We start from the raw sequence: 18,427 nt of genomic DNA on the forward strand, positions 1-18,427 counted from the left end.
CATGACCGAAGATGAAAAATATCTCTTTGACCTCAATGGGTATCTCGTCGTTAAAAACGTCTTGACCGAAGGCGAACTGGCCCTGGCGAACGAAGCGGTTGACCGCCACCTCGAAAAGGGGCGTATTCGCCCGAGAGAACAGCGTCTTGACGGCGACTCACCAGCCCTTGAAGGCACGCATGGACGCGGCGAATTGGGCAGCCTCATCCACTGGGACGAACCCTGGTGCAATCCCTTTCGCGACATGCTGGCGCACCCCCTCATAGTGCCCTACCTCAACGAAATACTCGGCAAAGGCTTTCGCATCGATCACCAGATGTTCCTGCTCTGGATGGATAAAGGAGCCGAAGGCCATCGCTTCCACGGCTCCTCTGGACCTGGATTTGACCCCAACCAGTATTATATATTTAAAGATGGCAAAATGCACAACGGCCTCACCGTCGTCTCTATCCAGCTCACCGATGTCAACGCAGGCGATGGCGGCCTCTCCCTCATCCCGGGATCACACAAAAGCAATTATCCCTGTCCACAAGAAATGCGGCTGTATCAAAAACACCAGGAACACATCCGCCAGATCACCTGTAAGGCAGGCGACGCAATCATCTTCACCGAAGCCGTCACACACGGCACCCTGCCCTGGAAAGCGGACCATCCGCGGCGGTCAACGCTCACCCGCTACACCGCCGGCAACATGGCTTATGTACGTGCCTATGACATACCCGAATGGGCAAACGAACGGCAACGTGCGGTCATGGAACCACCCTATCACACGCGGCTAAATCGCCCAACACTCGAAGAATGATCAGACCTGGCATCAGCGAAAGAGCACATCCCGTATGAAACCAATCACGAGAAGAGCACTCATCCGTTCCGGCCTTGCCTGTTGCGCAATCGCTCCATGGTTGAAAACTCTGATAGCGGGCGCCAACACCGGCCAGCTTGAACCACAAACAAGGAGGCACACCATGACACGGACATCATCTGGCGTGACCGACACCGAGATCGTACTCGGCGTGTCCGCCGCGTTCTCCGGTCCATCCCGGGGTTTGGGCATCGAACTGTATCGCGGTGCCAGTGCGTATTTCACACACATCAATCAGCAAGGGGGTATCGCGGGACGCAAAATAGTTCTCAAAACGTACGACGACGGTTATCAACCTGATCCCTCCGTCAAAAACACCCTGAAATTGATGCTCGAAGACGAGGTATTTTTGCTCTTCGGTTACGTCGGAACGCCCACCGTAACCCGCGTGCTCCCCATGCTCAAAAAATTCCAGGACAGAAACATCTTCTTGTTCTTTCCATTCACCGGCGCGCAACCCCAGCGAGAACCGCCTTATGGCGACTTTGCCTTTAATCTGCGCGCCTCCTACCGCCAGGAAACCGCTGGTCTCGTGGATAATTTTGTCCGCATCAACCGAAAACGCATTGCCGTATTCTATCAAGCCGATGCTTATGGTCGCAGTGGATGGGCGGGCGTAAGAAGTGCCCTGAAGAGGCACGGAGAACAAATCGTGGGGGAAGCGACGTACCGCCGCGGGGAAAAATTCACCGGCAGCATGCGAAAACAGGTCGAAATACTAAAAGCATCAGACCCAGAAGCGGTGATCTGCATCGGAGCCTATGCGGCTTGTGCGGCCTTTGCGCGCGACGCCGTTAACCTCGGCCTGCGCGTTCCAATTGCCAACCTGTCCTTTGTCGGAAGTGAAAACCTCTTGAAACTCCTCACCGAGGGACAGGACAACAGCGACTCATACACGCAACTGCTCGTAAACTCTCAAGTCGTACCCAGTTACGAAGAAACATCCACGCCAGCCGTCCAGGAATATCGTGAAATGATGCAACAATACGCTCCCCACCCCCCCGAAGAACTGGTGAAAGAAGACTACACACCCTTCGCTCAGAGCTTTGTCAGCCTCGAGGGATTTCTCAACGCCAAATTAATGGTTGAAATTCTGCGCCGCCTCAGCGACAACCCGCAGCGAAACCAGCTCGAAGACGCGGTCTTCAGCATTCAGGATTTCGATCTGGGCATCGGCGAACAGGTCTCTTTTGGCCCAGACCGACGGCAGGGCCTACAGCGAGTCTATTACACAGTTGTCGAAAACGGCCGTTTTGTCACACTGGATAACTGGGAAGACAGGTTTGGCATAAAATGAAAATCAAAAAACTCTTTCAAAAAACGCGGTTCGGCATCTTCGCGCTATTTGGTATGATCAGCCTGTCAACATCCGCCTTGTGTATTTATACGGTCGATACACACTTGTCGGAAGAATACGAGAACAACAGCAAGAACATCGCGAAGACCATCGCCGACTCCAGTGTCGATATTCTCTTAAATCGGGACCTCGCAGCTCTGCAATCGCTCATCGATCAATTTGTCGAAATCCAGAGCATCAAATACATCTATATTACAGATGAATCAGGTGAATTTCTCGCCCACACATTCGTGCCTGGCATTCCCGAAGTCATTCGAGCAGACGACCCATTCAAGACAGAAGCCATAGAACGCAATCTACCCGGAATGGGCGATTTCGTGGAAGTTGGCAGTCCGATTCTGGCAGGCATTGCCGGCACGGTTCACGTGGGCATGGACACGGGGCTGATTGCGCTCAAAATACAACGGGCAATCGGAAGGCAGGTCTATCTCATCTGCATCATACTCGTGATAGGCTTCTTTGCTGCGATATGGCTCGTCAACCTCGCGGCGAATCCCCTCGGCGACCTCCTCGCTTATGCAGTGGGTCGCGCGCGCGGTGGAAATGGAGCTTCGGACGACAAACTGCTATCGCGCGACGACGAGGTCGGACACCTCGCCAACCTCTTCTTCTATGTTTCTGAGGGTAAAAAAAGCGATCAATCGGACACATAAAAATGGCAAAACGGGAAATACAGATTCCGCGTTCAGTCATCGCGCTCTTATGCACGCTCCTGCAACTCTGTTTCGGCACCGTGTACGCGTGGAGCTTCTTTCAAACGCTTCTGGTCAGACAACTCGGCTGGACGTTCACAGAAACCGCATGGGCTTTTAGCATCGCGATCTTTTCCCTCGGCACATCTGCGGCCTGGGCAGGTGCGACGCTACCGCGATTTGGACCTCGCAAACTCGCAGTCGCGGGCAGTGTCATGTTTTCCGGCGGATATATGATCGCGAGCCTCGCCCTTCATCTGGACTTTATCCCACTCTTTTACCTGGGATACGGCGTTATCGGCGGTGCGGGAATTGGACTTGGCTATGTAACGCCGGTTGCAACTGCGGCAAAGTGGTTTCCAGATCGCAAGGGTCTGGTGACAGGCATCGTCGTGATGGGATTTGGCGTGGGTGCATTTCTCTTGAGCAAAGTGCTGGCACCCTTTCTCGTACTGCGAACAGAATCGGATCTGCCCCTTGTCTTCTTGTGGCTCGGCATAGTATTTGCCTGTATCCTCTTGCCCTCCAGCTTTGTGTTGAGCGATCCCAAAGCCGCAGTTGTACCCGCTGTTGCTGACGATGAACCGATGGAATACGAAGACACTGTCGCGCCCTATCTGCGGTCTTCTGAATTTGCCCTCATGTGGATCGTATTTTTTTTCAACATCGCCGCGGGCATCTCCGTCATCAGCTTTCAGTCGGAACTCCTGCAAGAAGTTTGGGGATTTGCGGATCCATCCCTGGAGCCAGTAACACTCGCCGAATATGGCGCCACGCTCATCGCCGTCAGTTCCCTGTGCAACGGCGTGGGGCGGCTCTTCTGGGGATTGCTATCGGATCGCATAGGTCGCGTTGGCGTCTTCAGAATCTTACTCGCCAGCCAGATGATCGTCTTCGGTATCTTAATGACAGAGCGCAACCCCTGGATCTTTTCCGCGCTCGTCTGTTATGTCCTGTTGTGCTTTGGCGGCGGCTTTGCCACAATGCCATCTTTTGTTCTCGACGTTTTTGGCAGCAAAAAAATGTCCACAATCTACGGGGCAATACTAACCGCCTGGGCAGCAGCGGGAATCTTTGGACCGCTCTACGTAGGATACCTGAAAGACGAATACCCCGACCGCGCAGTCATATATTGCTTCTTGATCGGGATTTTTATGCTCGGCCTCGGCTACGTCTTCTCCTATTTGTTAAACGACGACCGCATTCGCCTTAGTAGGCCAACACTGGAAAGCACCCTGCGCCAGTATGGCATTTTATCCCAATAATGAGGAATACACATGTCTGAACTTCCACAACCAACCGAAGACCTCGCACAGGTCAAAACACAACTCGACACCTGTGGGTATGGCCTGCTCGCCAACGCGCTCAATGCAGAAGACCTCTCAAAAATAAAAACCCGTCTAAAAGAACAAGCCCTTGCCGAAAAACAACGCGGGCTTGCATTTGAAGACGGAGGTGCAAAACAAAACTGGGGGGATTTTAGAAATAAAAACGGGCAGGTACGCGCAGGGGCGTTTACACAATCGGCAGGAGGCGTCAACCAGCGCGTGTGGATGCTGATCAACAAAGGTCGGGTATTTCAAGACATGCTATTACACTCAGGGGTTCGCAACATCATAGATCACGCACTGGGCAATGATTATTTGCTATCGAGCCATTCGGCCAACATCGCCAAACCCGGCGGCGTTCCCATGCGCCTGCACACAGACCAGTGGTGGATGCCCATGCCAACGCGCGCAGACCGAACGCATTTGCCCGCAGGCTCTATCAGCCGCGAGCAAACAGACGAATCCGATACTGCATCCATCTGGCCCCGCGTCGTCGTCAACGTAGTATGGATGATCGGCGACTTCACAGCAGAAAACGGCGGCACCCGCATCGTTCCCAGCAGTCACCTGTGGGGACGCCGCCCAGACAATCCCGACGACAACGCCATCGAAACAGTCGCCCTCGAAGGTCCATCCGGCACAATTGGATTCCTCGACGGACGCATCTGGCACGGCACGGGAGCCAATATAAGCGATCAACTGCGCTGGGCCATACTCACCACATTTTGCGGACCCCAGTTCCGTCCACAGGAAAATTTTACCATAGGCACGGCACCCGAAGTCCTCGCCGAGGCATCGCCCGATCTCCTGTCTTTACTCGGATTCAAAGTGTGGAATGCCTACGGACGTGTCGAAAGCCCAGCCGTAGAATATATCCAACCCGGCGAACAATCCCTGGGCGAAATGCGTCCTGAACGTACAGTTGGGAGAAACTTTTAAGCATACAGATTTGTCAAAAGTAGGTAGGGGGTGAACGGTCCAAGGGGGCCGCCCGACACTGGTCGGTGGTGCGGGCAACTGCATAGGGTTCGATTCCCTCACCCTCTGCCAAAAAACAACAGTATAAATGCAGGGGGTGAACACCATTTGGCATGGGGCGGAGCATTCTGGCTTCGTGTGTGGGCAACCACTCAGGGTTCGATTCCCTCACCCTCTGCCAGCCTACCCGAACATCTCTTTTGCAAACGCCAAATTTTTCTTACCCGATGCCACAGGATCAGCACCCCCTGGCGTTTCAAAAATCAGCCAACCCTCGTAACCGATCTGTGCAATCGCATCTCGACACGCGGGAAAATCCACATCACCTTCGCCCAGATCAGAACGCCGCGTATCTTTAATATGAATCAATTGTGTGTGTTCAGGTAAAGTAACGAGCATATCGACCGAATCGTACCCGTATTGCAGCGCATTAGCCGTATCCTGATACACCCCCACCATCTCAGATCCCACACCATCGCAAATCGTTCTCAACAATCCCGGAGAAAAACTCGTCTCCAGAGCAACCTTAATACCCTCGTCTTCGGCGACAGGGGCGCATCGCTTCATATCCTCAATCAACAATTCTGCATGCGCGCTCGACATATCGAGATTCTCCCCATCGAAATACGGAAGCAAAATACCGACACCTCCCATCCCCTTACACGCGCGGATCGCCTTTTGCACAAGCTCCACCACGCGGTCGCGCACAGCCTCATCTTCCTCATTCCCCTTGTATTCTCGAAACAGGGCAAAACTTATTGAACACGCTTGCGCGCCCGTCTCCTCAACCCATCGCCCAACCTCCTCCCGGCCCGCCGCGCTCAAAAGCCAATCCAACCGCTCCTCCTCTCGCAGTACAATCTCCACCCCATCAAACCCAATATCCCCTGCTGTGGCAAAAGCGTCTTTCCCCCAATCCATATTCAGACTCGCATTGCGAATCCCGTACAAATACATAGCAAATCCTTTCGTTGAATGTTGTAAACAGTATAAGCTCTACGCCTCGTACGGCACCCCGGTGCGCCGCAATTCCTTAGGAACCGCAATCTGACACGTAACATAACCACCCATATAGCCCGTAGCATAGCCGGGCCGCGCATCGCCAATCGTGCCCACAATCATATTGGCGTATTCGTACGTCGTATCGTAACGGTCAATAATCAGAGCCACCATTTCCAACCATGCCAGCCTGAGAGCCTCGCCCCACTCGGTCGCCCGGGCACTGGTCAGATACTCCTCGGCAGCTTCTACCACCGTAGTCGTCTCCACCACCGGACTGCTATTGGGAAAACCGGGAGAGCGATCCACCTTTATAGTAACCGCCGCGTCGATCTCCACACCAGCACCTGTCAACTCGCCATCGCCCATCCGCGCATGGACATCGCCCAGAGAGAGCAAGCCCCCGGGCTTTTGGGCGCGAATATGCACAGTACTGCCCGGCTGAACCGCGTTAAAATCCATATTGCCGCCGTGATCAATCGAATGGGCAGCCCACGGTTCCAACTGAACCACGCCAACCATGGGACGCACCGGCACCACAAAATCCGGCGGAAAGTGGATCAACCCATCCCGCACAGGCGCCACGCAGCGCCAGTTGCCCCAGTTGGGACCGCCATTGCGATAAAAACCGTAGGGACCCACCTCAATAGCGATAATCTCAATAGCGACCCAGTCATCGGGCGCAATCCCTTCAATGCGAAAAGGACCACCACGACGGGCATAGCGGCGGTGGCTTTCTCCAGAAGTAATCATCCCCGCACGGACCTCACCAGCAGCCTCAAAATCATTATCAGCCCCGCCGATCGTCTCAATAACCACGGTCTCACCCAGGGCAAGCGTACCCCGCACCTCGCCAATAGCCGGATCATCCGGCCCGCTGTAATAGGGCGTTCGCGTAAAGCGACGCATAGAAAATCTCCTTATGTAATAGGTACTTTTACCGTGGATCCCCCGGCTGCCAGCGGTGTTTCTCAACACCGTCCATATCGAGTTCTACACCCCAGCCGGGACCCTCTGGCAACAATATGCACCCACCTTCGATTTTAAGCGGCTCAGTGATAATCTCATCGCGCCAATCAATACCGGTAACCAGTTCCATAGGCGCGGCATTGGGTATAGACGCCATCAGATGCGTTGCCGCGGCAATGCCCACCGGACCTTTGGTATTGTGCGGCGAAATGGGAACGTGGTACGTATCGGCAATCGCGGCAATCTTCCGCACCTCCGTAATCCCCCCGGCATACATCAGATCCGGCTGGGCAATATCGACGCCATCCAGATCTAACAACTGGCGGAACTGGCTCCTCGTATTGAGCCGCTCCGACCCCATCACCGGAATATTAATAGCGCGTCGCACCTTGGGATAAGCACTTAAATCGTCTGGCGGCACCGGATCCTCAAACGCGTACAGATCAAAAGGCTCCAGTATTCGTGCCAGACGAATACAACCGGACACAGTCAAACGCCCGTGACAATCGATAAACAGCTTGACATCGGGACCCACCGCCTGGCGCACCGCCTCAAAACGGGCGGCTGTTTTTTTGGGATCGCCCGTCTCGACATACGGATCAAATTGATCATCACTATCGCTACCCATACCACCTTTAAGTGCCCGAAAACCGAGTTCCACCAGCCGTTGCGCGTGCGCCGCAGCCGCCTCTGGCGTACTCCCGCCAAAATGGGTGTACACCTCGACCCGATCGCGGAACACACCGCCCAATAACTCCACAACCGGCATACCCGCCACCTTGCCCTTTATATCCCACAAAGCCTGATCAATACCCGACAGCGCACTCATCCACACTGGCCCGCTCATGCGCCAGATACCACTGAGAGAAGATTGCCGAAACAAATAGTACCACAGATACTCAATCCGCGCGGGATCGCACCCGATGAGTTCTTGCTTCATATGCTCGACCGCCGCACAGACCACGGGTTCCTTATTGGAATACGTGGCCTCACCCAAACCCATAAGCCCCTCATCGGTATGGACCCGAACAATCGTCCACTTGCGGCCGGGAGAATTAATCATAATAGTATCTATATCGACGATCTTCATACCGCGAACCAAACCTAAAAAATCATTCCAATTGACCTTTATGTCCCGCCTCAATCGCTTCGCACAACCTCATCGTCTTGATCGCATCCTCAAGCGTGCTCCACGGCTGCGTATCGTTTTGTATGCACGCCACGAAATGCCGGGTCTCGTTGAAGTCGGGACCGCCAACCGATTCCAGATCTAACTCGCCCTCAAACGGGCCTCCGTCAGCATAGATCTCACACCTGGGGCCACTCGTGAGATCCACGTACGCGCTAAAATCTTCCGCATGCGCTTCAAACCGCTGAATGCGGTATCCAACGGCGTAGTGGCTCATCATCACGCCCCGGCAGCCGCTTTCGAACTTGATCACGGCATTGTGGCGCATCTCGGCAGGGTGGGAAGGCGCAGACCACGCCTCTGAGTAAACCTCGATGGCATCACCTGCCAGCCACCGCAACAGATCCACATGGTGGATCGCGTCCAATCGGATAAGATGTCCGACATCCCGGACCTTGTCTCCAATATGCGGCTTGTTGTACGTCGCCGCCACGTGAACGGGACCGCCTCGATCGTGCAGCATGGCCCGAATCGCCAGCACTTCTGGAATGTATCGCCTGTTCACTGAAACAATCGCTCTGGCACTGGATCGCTGTTCGGCCTCCATCATCCGTCGGGTCTGATCCGAACTGATGCCCGGGGGCTTCTCTACCGAGGTATGCAGCCCGGCCTCCAGACAGTCAATCACAATGTCGGGCAGTGGCCCTGGAAAGGTCACAACATAGACCACGTCCAATTGCACCTTCTCGATCATCTCCCGGTAATCCGTAAAAAGGGACGTCACACCGTGCGTTTCTCGCGTGTGCGCCAGCCTTTCTGGATCCAGGTCTGCAACCGCAACCAACGCCATTTCCGGCACGTCCTGGATCATCCTGAAGTGGCTCTGTGCGTGCCCCCCCGCACCGATAATCCCCACTCTTAGCTCTGACATCGTCGTACCCCCTCTTTCAAATACAGTGAGACCCAAACTCGCGGTACTCGCGCACGGGCAACTCGTGATACTCGCGCACCAGTTTTTCCAGACGTTCACAGGCCAGTTCAAAAATGCGCGCACCCTTTTCCGCACTCGCAGCAAACGCATCGCCCATAATACCCGTATCCTTTTTCGTATCGCGTCGCCGCTCGGCAAATTCCGCAAACGACAGATCATCGCTAAACGGCCTCGTCCCCGTCACATCGCTATCAATACGGCTCTTATCAACCAGATGTTCGCGCAAATGAAGCTGCACAGCTGTCTCCCACTCCCCGGCATGCCCCACGCCCTCATTTGTCGCGCTCCATTCCCTCAATTCCTTATCCACCATATCCCACCAGCTAAATGACAGCGTAAAAATATTCTCCTCTGCCACCTGCCACGAAACAGCGCGACAGGGCGCAGCATTGCCCCCGTGTCCATTGACAGAAATAATCCGCTTGAACCCATTCGCATAAATACTGCGAAAAATATCCGCCAGCAAATTCTGAAACGTCTCCAAACGCAAATTAATCGTACCGGGAAATCCCATATTATAATGCGTAAACCCCGACCACACCGGCGGCGCGACAATCACGGGAAAATCATCCACGCGCTGGGCAACAGCCACGGCCATATAGAACGGCGCCGAAATATCCACATCCATCGGGCAATGCGGCCCGTGCTGCTCCACGGATCCCACCGGCACAATCACCACGGGATCGCGCTCCAAAGCGTCCTCAAACTCATGCCGCCACATCTCCTGCCACATCACCTTCTTATTACTACCATCATAAGAAGCTCTATACATGACTAATCCTCCCAGAAATTCACCCCATCGCAAACCGCAAACAGAAGTCTTGCGATAGTTTTTCAGGCGTAAAAATCACGCGCGTGACCACCTCATCAGTGCGCCCCTCTTTTGATTCCTCTTCAAACCGCTTGACCGAAAATGCGCCCGGTGTATCCACTGCAGAAAGTATAATACCCTCGCCTTTGGGACCAATCTGAACCGAATCCCCGGTAACTTGCACATCCTCAAAAGTAATAAACCCCTCCTCCAGCGTCTGCGGCACACTGTCAAACACATAGCGATCTTCCATCGTCAGAACATTCTCATCCAGCACAAAGGTGCGCGTCAGACCCTTCACCGTACCCTCGGGATACGCCTGCGTCATATCTATCACCGCGCGTTTTTCGTCCTCGCCATTCAAATTCTCCACCTCCAGCGTACCGAAATACTCGCCGCCGGGCTGCTGCAACTGCCCATTAATCACGGGCACAGAATGGCCCAGCGCATTGCAAAACAGAATATCGTAGCGATCGGGACCAAAAGTCTTCTGGCTATAAACAGGACCCGCGGGATCCGTCAACCAGAGCGCATCCCCGCGATGCACAATAAAACTGCCGATATCGTTGTGATTGTGAGGTACCCCATTATTCCCCGCCAAACACATCAGCGTCAACTGATCTTTCCCGGGCGTCCCCCGCAACTTCGCCTGTCCCAAATCGGGCAAAACATAATCCCGCTCATCCGCCTCTGCCTTCACCTCAAACCCGGAATACATCGCCAGACTGTGCATATCCCGCACCTTCAAAGTATTATCCGAATGCTTATCGCACAGGGCGTACAATTCGGGCATATTAAAAAACGCATTGACAATCATAGCAGACCGCGCTCCCGTATATCCGTGGCTCGAATCCGCAAACGTCGAACGCAACGCACCCTGAATATGCGCCGCAAGCGGGTACTCGCATATCCGCTGGATTTTGCCAGTCTCATCCACCATCAAATTCAATTCCCCATTGGTCTTCAAAAACAGAGCATAGGCAACGTACAAAAAATGCCCAAAACCGTATTCCCAATATCCCGGCCCCTCTTCGCACCCGCCATCATCCGTAAAGCCATCTATCGCATACGTCAAATTCACAATCGCCGCGTGGGTCATATGAGCCAGCACCACGGGATCCTCAATCTGATACAGCGCGGCGCGGATAATCTCGCCATTGCAAACGTGATTCCAATTCATCCGCACAGTCTTCCAGAAATCCAGATGCCTATAATTCCAGAACGGCTCAAAAATATGCTCCTCAATCTTCCGCGAAACGCGCTCTACCACTTCTTCTTCCAGTTGATCACCCAGAACGTGCAAAATTTCTTCAAACGCAGCACCTAACGCAGCCGATCCCAGATCAATAGCCCGACCTTCGTGTGCAGCCATCACCCACGTGTGATCGTCGCAATACGCCCAGAGCAAATCCTGCAAATAATCCACATCGGCATTGGGATGTCCCAGCCACAAAGCCATCGCTGCCCGCTCCAACTCGCGCCTGCGATTGCCCGCCACAGCCTGTGGCAAATTGCGATCTCCAACCCGCTGATAATTGCGAAAAGCCGACCGCTTCAACACGGGAATCTCCCGGCTCCCATCCAGATTCTCGCTCAAATCATCCCACACCCCATTCTTCTTCGCCAACCCCCTCGCCCGCTCCACCGCCTCTGCATCTTTGAGATACGGCGCAGGTGACCGATCTGCATTTCGCTCGTAAATCTCCGCCAGATCGGACATCGCAACATCCCTCAGCAACATCTTCACCATATTTCACCTCTCAAAAATAACACAGCCTACCCAAACCGATCCACTATCAGTGCAGACAGATCAATAGAAGGCACTTCATCGGAAACCAGTTCTGCCACCAGCTTTCCGGTAACAGGACCCAGAGAAATGCCGATCATCGCATGACCGGCAGCCACGATCACATTCTCAAACCCGGGAGCGCGGCCGAGAAATGGCACACCATCGGGCGTGCAGGGCCGCAAACCGCACCAAATTTCTATCATCTCGAGATAATCGGGATTCAAATCGGGAAAATAGTCGGGCACAGCTCTGAGAATAGCCTGCACGCGCCGCTGATTGATCGAAAAATCGAGACCTGCCAATTCGAGCGTACCCGCAAACCGCAGCATATCACCCATAGGCGTAATACCGACCTTTGCTTCCCCCAGAGAAAATGGCGTCGTCGGACAAACATCAGGCCGCTTAAAAGTAATACTATACCCCTTGGCAGGTTGAATCGGCAAATCGATATGAAGATCCTTGGCAATCACAGGCGACCACGACCCACCCGCCAAAATAACGTGCTCAGCCCGGAAATCCCCCCGATTCGTCTTCACAGCAACCACGCGACCGCGCGAAGTCTTAAACCCCAGAACCTCTGTCTCCCTATGGATCCGAACACCCTTTCCACCCACGTAATGCGCCAACCCACGCACAAAGCGGTGCGGCACGAGATGGGCATCCTCGGGAAAAAATATCCCACCAATCGCCCGTATCCGAATGCCGGAATTTAATCCCACCATCTCATCGGCATCGAGAACCCGCGTCTCAACCCCCACCTCCGACAAAAAACGCGCGTCCTTAACCGCCTTTGCCAAACCCCTCTCAGTTCTATATGCCGTGATCGTCCCCCTCTTCTCAAACCCAAAATCCATGCCCTCGAGCGCTACCATCTCTTCAAACAACGCCACACTCGCCATATTCATCGCCCGAATAACAGGCGTTGCCCTCGCAACATGCTTCTCATTACATGCACGGCGAAAATGCCACAACCAGGAAAACAAATCCCGGTCCAAACGCGGCTTAATATAAAACGGACTCTCTGGGTTCAACATCCACTTCAGACTTTGAAACACCACCCCCGGAGCTGACAGAGGTATGCTGTGACTCGGCACAACAAGCCCCCCATTCCCATACGAACACCCCGAACAAATATCGCCTTTATCAACCAGCGCGACATCTCTACCCGCAGCATTTAAATAATAAGCCGAGCAAACACCGATTGCCCCACCGCCAACAATCAATATTTCTGCCTGTTCACTCATCTGTATAGACCTCAACCCGCGCGATGGTCCAAAACGACCTCTCTCAGTTCAGCCACGACCTCCCCATAGGCGGGATCTTCCACGCAATTATTTAACTCGCCCTGATCTCTCGCCAGATCGTACAACTCACAGGGCGTCCCCGTTGGAACATGCAGCGTAAAGCGATAGCCTTCATTCCGCACCCCGGTCCAATCCTCAATCGTCGAAAACACGTACTCATACCTCCCAGAACCGCGTTCCAACATCGGCAACAGTGATTGCCCGCGGGCACCCTCCGGCGGTGTCACCTGCCCAATCTCTGCGATTGTCGAAACCACATCAATCAACTGCGTGAGATCGCCACAAACCCCTCTGTTCTTGCGGTCCGGTGGACTGACAATCAGCGGAACCTGAACCGAGCCCTCGTAAAAACAGTGCTTTGCCCACAAATGGTGTTCGCCGAGCATCTCGCCGTGGTCCGCGCTGTAAATAATCCACGTATTGTCCAGTTCCCCCAACGCATCCAGCGTATCAATCACCTCGCCAATCTTCTGATCAACCAGAGAAACAGCACCCAGATAATGCCTGATGCCCTCGCGCACAAAATCATCCGTCATCGTCTGAACCTGAGAATGCGCCTTGAGCCGTTTGACCTTTTCTGCCCAAACCTCATTCGTAGCGCTCGGCATCGTCATATTCGGCAATTCGATATCGGCATCTGCATAATAAGCCGCCCAAATCGGATCATCCATCAGCGGAACATGCGGCTGCACAAAACCCAGATGAAGATAAAACGGCTTCTCGGAATCGCGCGATTGCAACCAATCCATCGCGTGATCGGCAATAAAACTGGATAACTCGCATTCCTGGGGCAACACACTCGTCTCGCCCCGCCAGTGCGTGGGCGTAAGCCTGTAAATCCCCCGGATCTGTTCCTGATGCGCCTTTAGGAGACCCCGTTCCTCAAGAAAATCCATATACGGACTTTTCACATGGCTCTGAACATGTCCATACCGGTCGTATTCCTCCATCACATAATCCCACCCAAAACCCTTCACAAAATCTCCAAACTGCCGCGTATCGAAACGCTCCCCGCGTTCTCCCGCCTCCTGAGAACCGGGCCGACCGTGATAATGCGTCTTGCCAATCGACGCGGTCTCATACCCCCCGCCCTGCAACTGCTTCATAATCGTCGGCCATGCGGACTTAAAAGGACTATCATCAACCGTATCCCCGCGATCAGCCGTAACATTAGACGTAAACCCCAGTTCATGCGTATATCGCCCCGTAATCATCGTAGCCCTGCACGGCATACAAACCGGACACTGCGTCCACGTCCGCTCAAAACGCATACCCCAATCCGTTAGTCGATCCAGATTCGGCGTCTGGACTAGCGGATGCCCGGCGCAGCCGAGCACATCGTGACGGTGTTGATCGCTAAAAATGAACAGAATATTTGGTTGTTTCATAAACTCTCCCCAGAACCCTTTAAGACCACCTATAAACAAGTATAAATTGTGTCTCCTATTTTGGCCTTCTGGCGCACATCTTCTGAATCTCTGACCAGTCGGTATCTGGTAAGAGGGCAACAGATTCGTAATCGCTCTGGTCAGCTATCTGCTTCAACCTTTCAATGCGTTCCTCGGTGCGTGGATGAGTTGATACATAGCTCAAAAAACGGGGAATATCTCCCACTTCTTTTTTCAGTGTTTCAAAAAACACAACCATGCCTTTGGGATCAATTTTGGCCTTCTGAAGCATTTGCATGCCTTTTTGATCGGCTTCGGCTTCATCTTGACGGCGGAAGCGCAACCCGCCCAATGTATGCACTGTTTCAAGCGCGTAGTGCAGCCCCCCCGCATCTCCCGACAGGGCAGAGAGAAGCATGCCAATTGACAATTCGCGGAGAATTGCCCGCGTTGAATGGCGCTGAAGGATGTGTTGAATTTCGTGTGCAAGCACAGCGGCGAGTTCCTCGGGCGATTTGGTTTTTTTGAGTAATCCATCGTGTATGACAATATATCCGCCAGGCGCTGCAAAGGCGTTGATAATTGGATCTCGCTTTAAAATAATATGCATATGGTAGGGGGATGACTGTTCGGTTTTCAGGAGCAAATCGGCAATACCTTCAATGGCTTTCTGACAATCTGGATCGTCAATTCGCCTATTTTCGGGAGCAAGCAATGAAACGACCTGAGCACCGAGTTCTTCCTCCCAGCGGACGGGCAAATAAACCACCACAAGATCCGTTAGCGTTGGAATGCCACGAAAATAGAACACCAGACCGATGACAATAATTGCCACAGCAGATAGCACGGTGAGTGCCGTTCTGTGCCTGCGGAAACGCGGATTGTGAAAACTACTGCGATTCGGTGCAATATAGTGAATAGCCTGAAGAAAAACGGGATCGTCAACAACGAGCATTTCATCCCCTTTTTCCAGGCGCACCTGTTCACCCGTATAAGTACCCTGAGACTGCCGGATCTGATGAAAATACCAGTGGAAAACGGTACCATCGATCTTTGCAATCTCAAGTCCCGCATTGGAAATAGTGATGGAAACACGATGGGGGGTCGTACTATACCCGTCGAAATAGCGACCATCCCATCTGTCCTGTCGCAATGTGTCCACTACAAGAGCCCCAAATCGATATCCAGAAATTCCGTATCCAGAAAATCAGTCATGCCTTCTCCAGTAGCCGAGGCATCCCGTGCGTCTTGCTCAATGGCATCGAGGTCGAGATCCCCTTCAAGAAGAATCCGTTCAAAAGTGAATCGCGCACTGCGCACAAGCACCCAGGGCTGCGCCAATCCCAGCGTGAAGATAAGCAACAGACCATTGACGAGGTGAAACACAAAAAGATCACCGCCCAACATGGTGGAGCGAAATTGCGCTGTTGAAAATGTCGTGCGTGACCAAAAATATCTGTGCCGAGTGGCAGCATACCAGAAGGGATAAATCCCCAGTGTGGGAATGGCCAGAACGATGGCCCAAAAATTGCCCCAAAACAAATCTCGACCATTGCCATCAAAGTGGAATTGAGCATTGCCAAAATAAGATTGATTGACCAGGAATTTTCGAAGGCGCACTTCAAAATAGGGACTGTAAAAGCCCAATGTGATCAGAGTAAGAAACATGCCGGGGAAATAGATGCGGAAAAATTCGCGCGTATGGCCTCTAAAAGAAAAGCGAATCCCCCGCCACGACGTACGACTCAACTTGTAACGCCAAGCACCGACAATGGCAACGGGGAAAAGCAAAAAGAAGATACCAAAATATAAGATAATCGTGCCGATGATCTGTGAGGTAATGCTTTTACCGAAAAGCTGTATGCCAAAGGAGATCCCGCCGATCACAATCATAAAACCCATTGCTTTCAGCCAGCCTATAAAAAGTTCTTTGCCAATACCGTGATATGCAAAGCGGTCGCCTTCAAATTCGGTCTGGCTGTGCATGTAGTTTCGAACCCTGACTTTACCCCAGAAATAGTAGATACCCAGCGTGATGATCGCGAGCAAAATATTCACGATATGAATGCCAAATAAAGAACCGCCCTGACCGTGAAACGATAGCTGTCGCGTAATGGTCGGTCCCCCACCTAATGATTGTTCGGTTGACTCTGCCATAGTTCCTCCTAAAATAGGTTGAATACACTCACACAGGCATCTTCCTACCTGAAATTGCGCGACCGATTCGCGCGTGATTCTTCCTGTTTTCGCTTCTCAAGCACCGCTTCAGCGTGATGCACAAAAGCATAAGGGACACTTTCCGTAAAAATCTGTTCTATACATAGCGGATCTTCCCTGTCATCAAGCAGATAAGGATCGGCGATTTCCAAGATCGCGACAAGTATTGCCCATTGATGTGCTGGCTTAGCGTATGAAAATTCTTCAAGAAGTGTATAGACCATTTGCTCCCGACGCTGACGTTCTAGCGCATCTAACGCAACGCGGCGGACATTTAACAATCTATCATGTTCATGTTCGGCGAGACGGCCCAACGCTTCAGTGATCTCAGGAATGAGTAACCATCCCGCCACCTCGGCTACGGATTCTCGTCCGCTACTCAATGCAATAGACATTCGCTCGACGATAGATGGAGCAACAATTGTTGGGTCAAGCCGGCGTAATGCCCGTCCCACCGCAGGAATCAAGGACTTCCTTTCGATTGTAATTACAGTGTCAAGGAGCTTCTCCACTGCCGTCTCAGGCGCAATGCGTACAAGGAGAAGGCATAAATCCCCTTCGATATTTGGATGAACTTTAAGCCCGTATTCAATTGCTTCTATAGCGCGAGCAACATCGAATTTTGCCAGACCCTGAATAGCTCTAAGCGGCTCCACAGTCACGTGCGCACGTTCAGCGAAAGCCACTTCAAGGATTTGCTTCCGTAGGTCGGAGTTGTCCGATTCGGCGGCGATGTCGTAAAGTGGATGAAGCGTGAATCTGCTATTCAGACACCGATGCACAGCAGCATCAACAGCAAATTCCCGGGTTTCGGCATAGTGGTAAAGGGTGCGAATTACTCTGCCAATATAATCCGGGTTACTTGGACTTTGTATCCAGTTCTTTAGAAAATCCAGCCCATTTTTTAGGCCGATCAAGGCATTCAGGCCCCAATCGGCATTCTCTTTCGTCTGAGCCAATTGCTCAGCCAGCCGCGCAAAGTCATCCGATTGATCACCAAGTTCTCGGAGAGCTATACAAGCATATTTTGCGATTTGGCTCTCTGGGTCTGTCCGCTCAAGAACTTTACGCACGGTTGGGATAAAATCAGTATCGGCACTTAGCCAAGCAATCACCAGAGAGGGTAGTAACAAATCTTCGGATAGTGCCGTATCTTGCAGTATCCGTAGTGCGGAATCGGTCAGATCTTTTGGCATTGGGCCACAGTGTGCTCGAAGGTTGGCCAAATGAATTGGCAGCATATCCACTACGTCAGTCTGCGTTAGTATCTCTGTTAGTATTTCAACCAGAACCAGATCAGCTCCTAATACTGCAAGGGCAGTCAGGGTTTGGTAAAATTCCTGGGAGAATTCAGGTTTAGGCTTTCCATTAGCGTCACGGGGAATGGGACGTTGTGCGATAGCGGCAAGCTGTTCTATAGTACTATCGTCGAGACGGATGAAGGCCCATTTCAACCCGCCGTGTCGTACCCAGAAATGCTCGGATGCCAACTCACGGTTGATTAGAGTGGTAATGCCTTGGCCTTCTATGAGGATCAGGATACGGCGAGCATTTTCCAGGATATGATCGAAGTAACCATCGTTCGTATGCAGTCGGCTAAATGCAACTTCGAC

16 protein-coding genes are annotated in these 18,427 nt (G+C 52.7%); 5 read left to right on the top strand and 11 right to left on the bottom strand.

Annotated features, from left to right (window positions below):
• Position 1 precedes the first annotated feature (1 nt).
• The 5 genes from OXG87_02400 (at position 2) to OXG87_02420 (ending at position 5,178) form a co-directional block, all read left to right on the top strand.
• Positions 2–802 (top strand): phytanoyl-CoA dioxygenase family protein, encoded by an 801-nt coding sequence (locus OXG87_02400; protein MCY3868378.1) that lies wholly within the window; start codon positions 2–4, stop codon positions 800–802.
• Between the two features lie 163 nt (positions 803–965).
• On the top strand, positions 966–2,159 hold the full coding sequence (locus tag OXG87_02405) for an ABC transporter substrate-binding protein (GenBank protein ID MCY3868379.1): 1,194 nt from the start codon (positions 966–968) through the stop codon (positions 2,157–2,159).
• On the top strand, positions 2,156–2,872 hold the full coding sequence (locus OXG87_02410; GenBank protein ID MCY3868380.1) for a hypothetical protein: 717 nt from the start codon (positions 2,156–2,158) through the stop codon (positions 2,870–2,872). The genes OXG87_02405 and OXG87_02410 overlap by 4 nt, the downstream gene beginning before the upstream one ends.
• Positions 2,873–2,874: 2 nt before the next feature.
• On the top strand, positions 2,875–4,176 hold the full coding sequence (locus OXG87_02415) for an OFA family MFS transporter (GenBank protein ID MCY3868381.1): 1,302 nt from the start codon (positions 2,875–2,877) through the stop codon (positions 4,174–4,176).
• A gap of 12 nt (positions 4,177–4,188) precedes the next feature.
• The gene (locus OXG87_02420) at positions 4,189–5,178 is read left to right on the top strand and encodes a phytanoyl-CoA dioxygenase family protein (protein MCY3868382.1); all 990 of its coding nucleotides are present in this window, start codon (positions 4,189–4,191) and stop codon (positions 5,176–5,178) included.
• A 222-nt stretch (positions 5,179–5,400) separates the two neighbouring features.
• Here the strand turns inward: OXG87_02420 and OXG87_02425 are convergent, their stop codons facing one another.
• The 11 genes from OXG87_02425 to OXG87_02475 all read right to left on the bottom strand — a co-directional run.
• Positions 5,401–6,174 carry a sugar phosphate isomerase/epimerase gene (locus OXG87_02425; GenBank protein ID MCY3868383.1) on the bottom strand — a complete coding sequence of 258 codons (774 nt, stop codon included), beginning with the start codon at positions 6,172–6,174 and terminating at the stop codon, positions 5,401–5,403.
• Positions 6,175–6,213: 39 nt separating this feature from the next.
• Positions 6,214–7,125, bottom strand: a complete 912-nt coding sequence (locus tag OXG87_02430) for an acetamidase/formamidase family protein (protein ID MCY3868384.1) — start codon at positions 7,123–7,125, stop codon at positions 6,214–6,216.
• Positions 7,126–7,153: 28 nt separating this feature from the next.
• Positions 7,154–8,248 (bottom strand): mandelate racemase/muconate lactonizing enzyme family protein, encoded by a 1,095-nt coding sequence (locus tag OXG87_02435; protein MCY3868385.1) that lies wholly within the window; start codon positions 8,246–8,248, stop codon positions 7,154–7,156.
• A 49-nt stretch (positions 8,249–8,297) separates the two neighbouring features.
• The gene (locus OXG87_02440) at positions 8,298–9,245 is read right to left on the bottom strand and encodes a Gfo/Idh/MocA family oxidoreductase (protein ID MCY3868386.1); all 948 of its coding nucleotides are present in this window, start codon (positions 9,243–9,245) and stop codon (positions 8,298–8,300) included.
• A 16-nt stretch (positions 9,246–9,261) separates the two neighbouring features.
• On the bottom strand, positions 9,262–10,077 hold the full coding sequence (locus OXG87_02445; GenBank protein ID MCY3868387.1) for a creatininase family protein: 816 nt from the start codon (positions 10,075–10,077) through the stop codon (positions 9,262–9,264).
• A gap of 19 nt (positions 10,078–10,096) precedes the next feature.
• Positions 10,097–11,866 carry a heparinase II/III family protein gene (locus OXG87_02450; protein ID MCY3868388.1) on the bottom strand — a complete coding sequence of 590 codons (1,770 nt, stop codon included), beginning with the start codon at positions 11,864–11,866 and terminating at the stop codon, positions 10,097–10,099.
• A gap of 26 nt (positions 11,867–11,892) precedes the next feature.
• Positions 11,893–13,149 (bottom strand): FAD-dependent oxidoreductase, encoded by a 1,257-nt coding sequence (locus OXG87_02455; protein ID MCY3868389.1) that lies wholly within the window; start codon positions 13,147–13,149, stop codon positions 11,893–11,895.
• A gap of 11 nt (positions 13,150–13,160) precedes the next feature.
• Positions 13,161–14,597, bottom strand: coding sequence for a sulfatase-like hydrolase/transferase (locus OXG87_02460; GenBank protein ID MCY3868390.1), 1,437 nt, complete (start codon positions 14,595–14,597; stop codon positions 13,161–13,163).
• A 55-nt stretch (positions 14,598–14,652) separates the two neighbouring features.
• Positions 14,653–15,759 carry a M48 family metallopeptidase gene (locus OXG87_02465; GenBank protein MCY3868391.1) on the bottom strand — a complete coding sequence of 369 codons (1,107 nt, stop codon included), beginning with the start codon at positions 15,757–15,759 and terminating at the stop codon, positions 14,653–14,655.
• Positions 15,759–16,754, bottom strand: a complete 996-nt coding sequence (locus OXG87_02470) for a YjgN family protein (GenBank protein ID MCY3868392.1) — start codon at positions 16,752–16,754, stop codon at positions 15,759–15,761. Before OXG87_02470 ends, OXG87_02465 begins: the two co-directional genes overlap by 1 nt.
• Before the next feature lie 44 nt (positions 16,755–16,798).
• Positions 16,799–18,427, bottom strand: a 1,629-nt coding sequence (locus OXG87_02475) for a hypothetical protein (protein ID MCY3868393.1), incomplete at its 5' end; no start/stop codon positions are given.

It is taken from the genome of Gemmatimonadota bacterium (assembly GCA_026706845.1).
In the GTDB taxonomy this organism is placed as follows: Bacteria; Latescibacterota; UBA2968; order UBA2968; family UBA2968; genus VXRD01.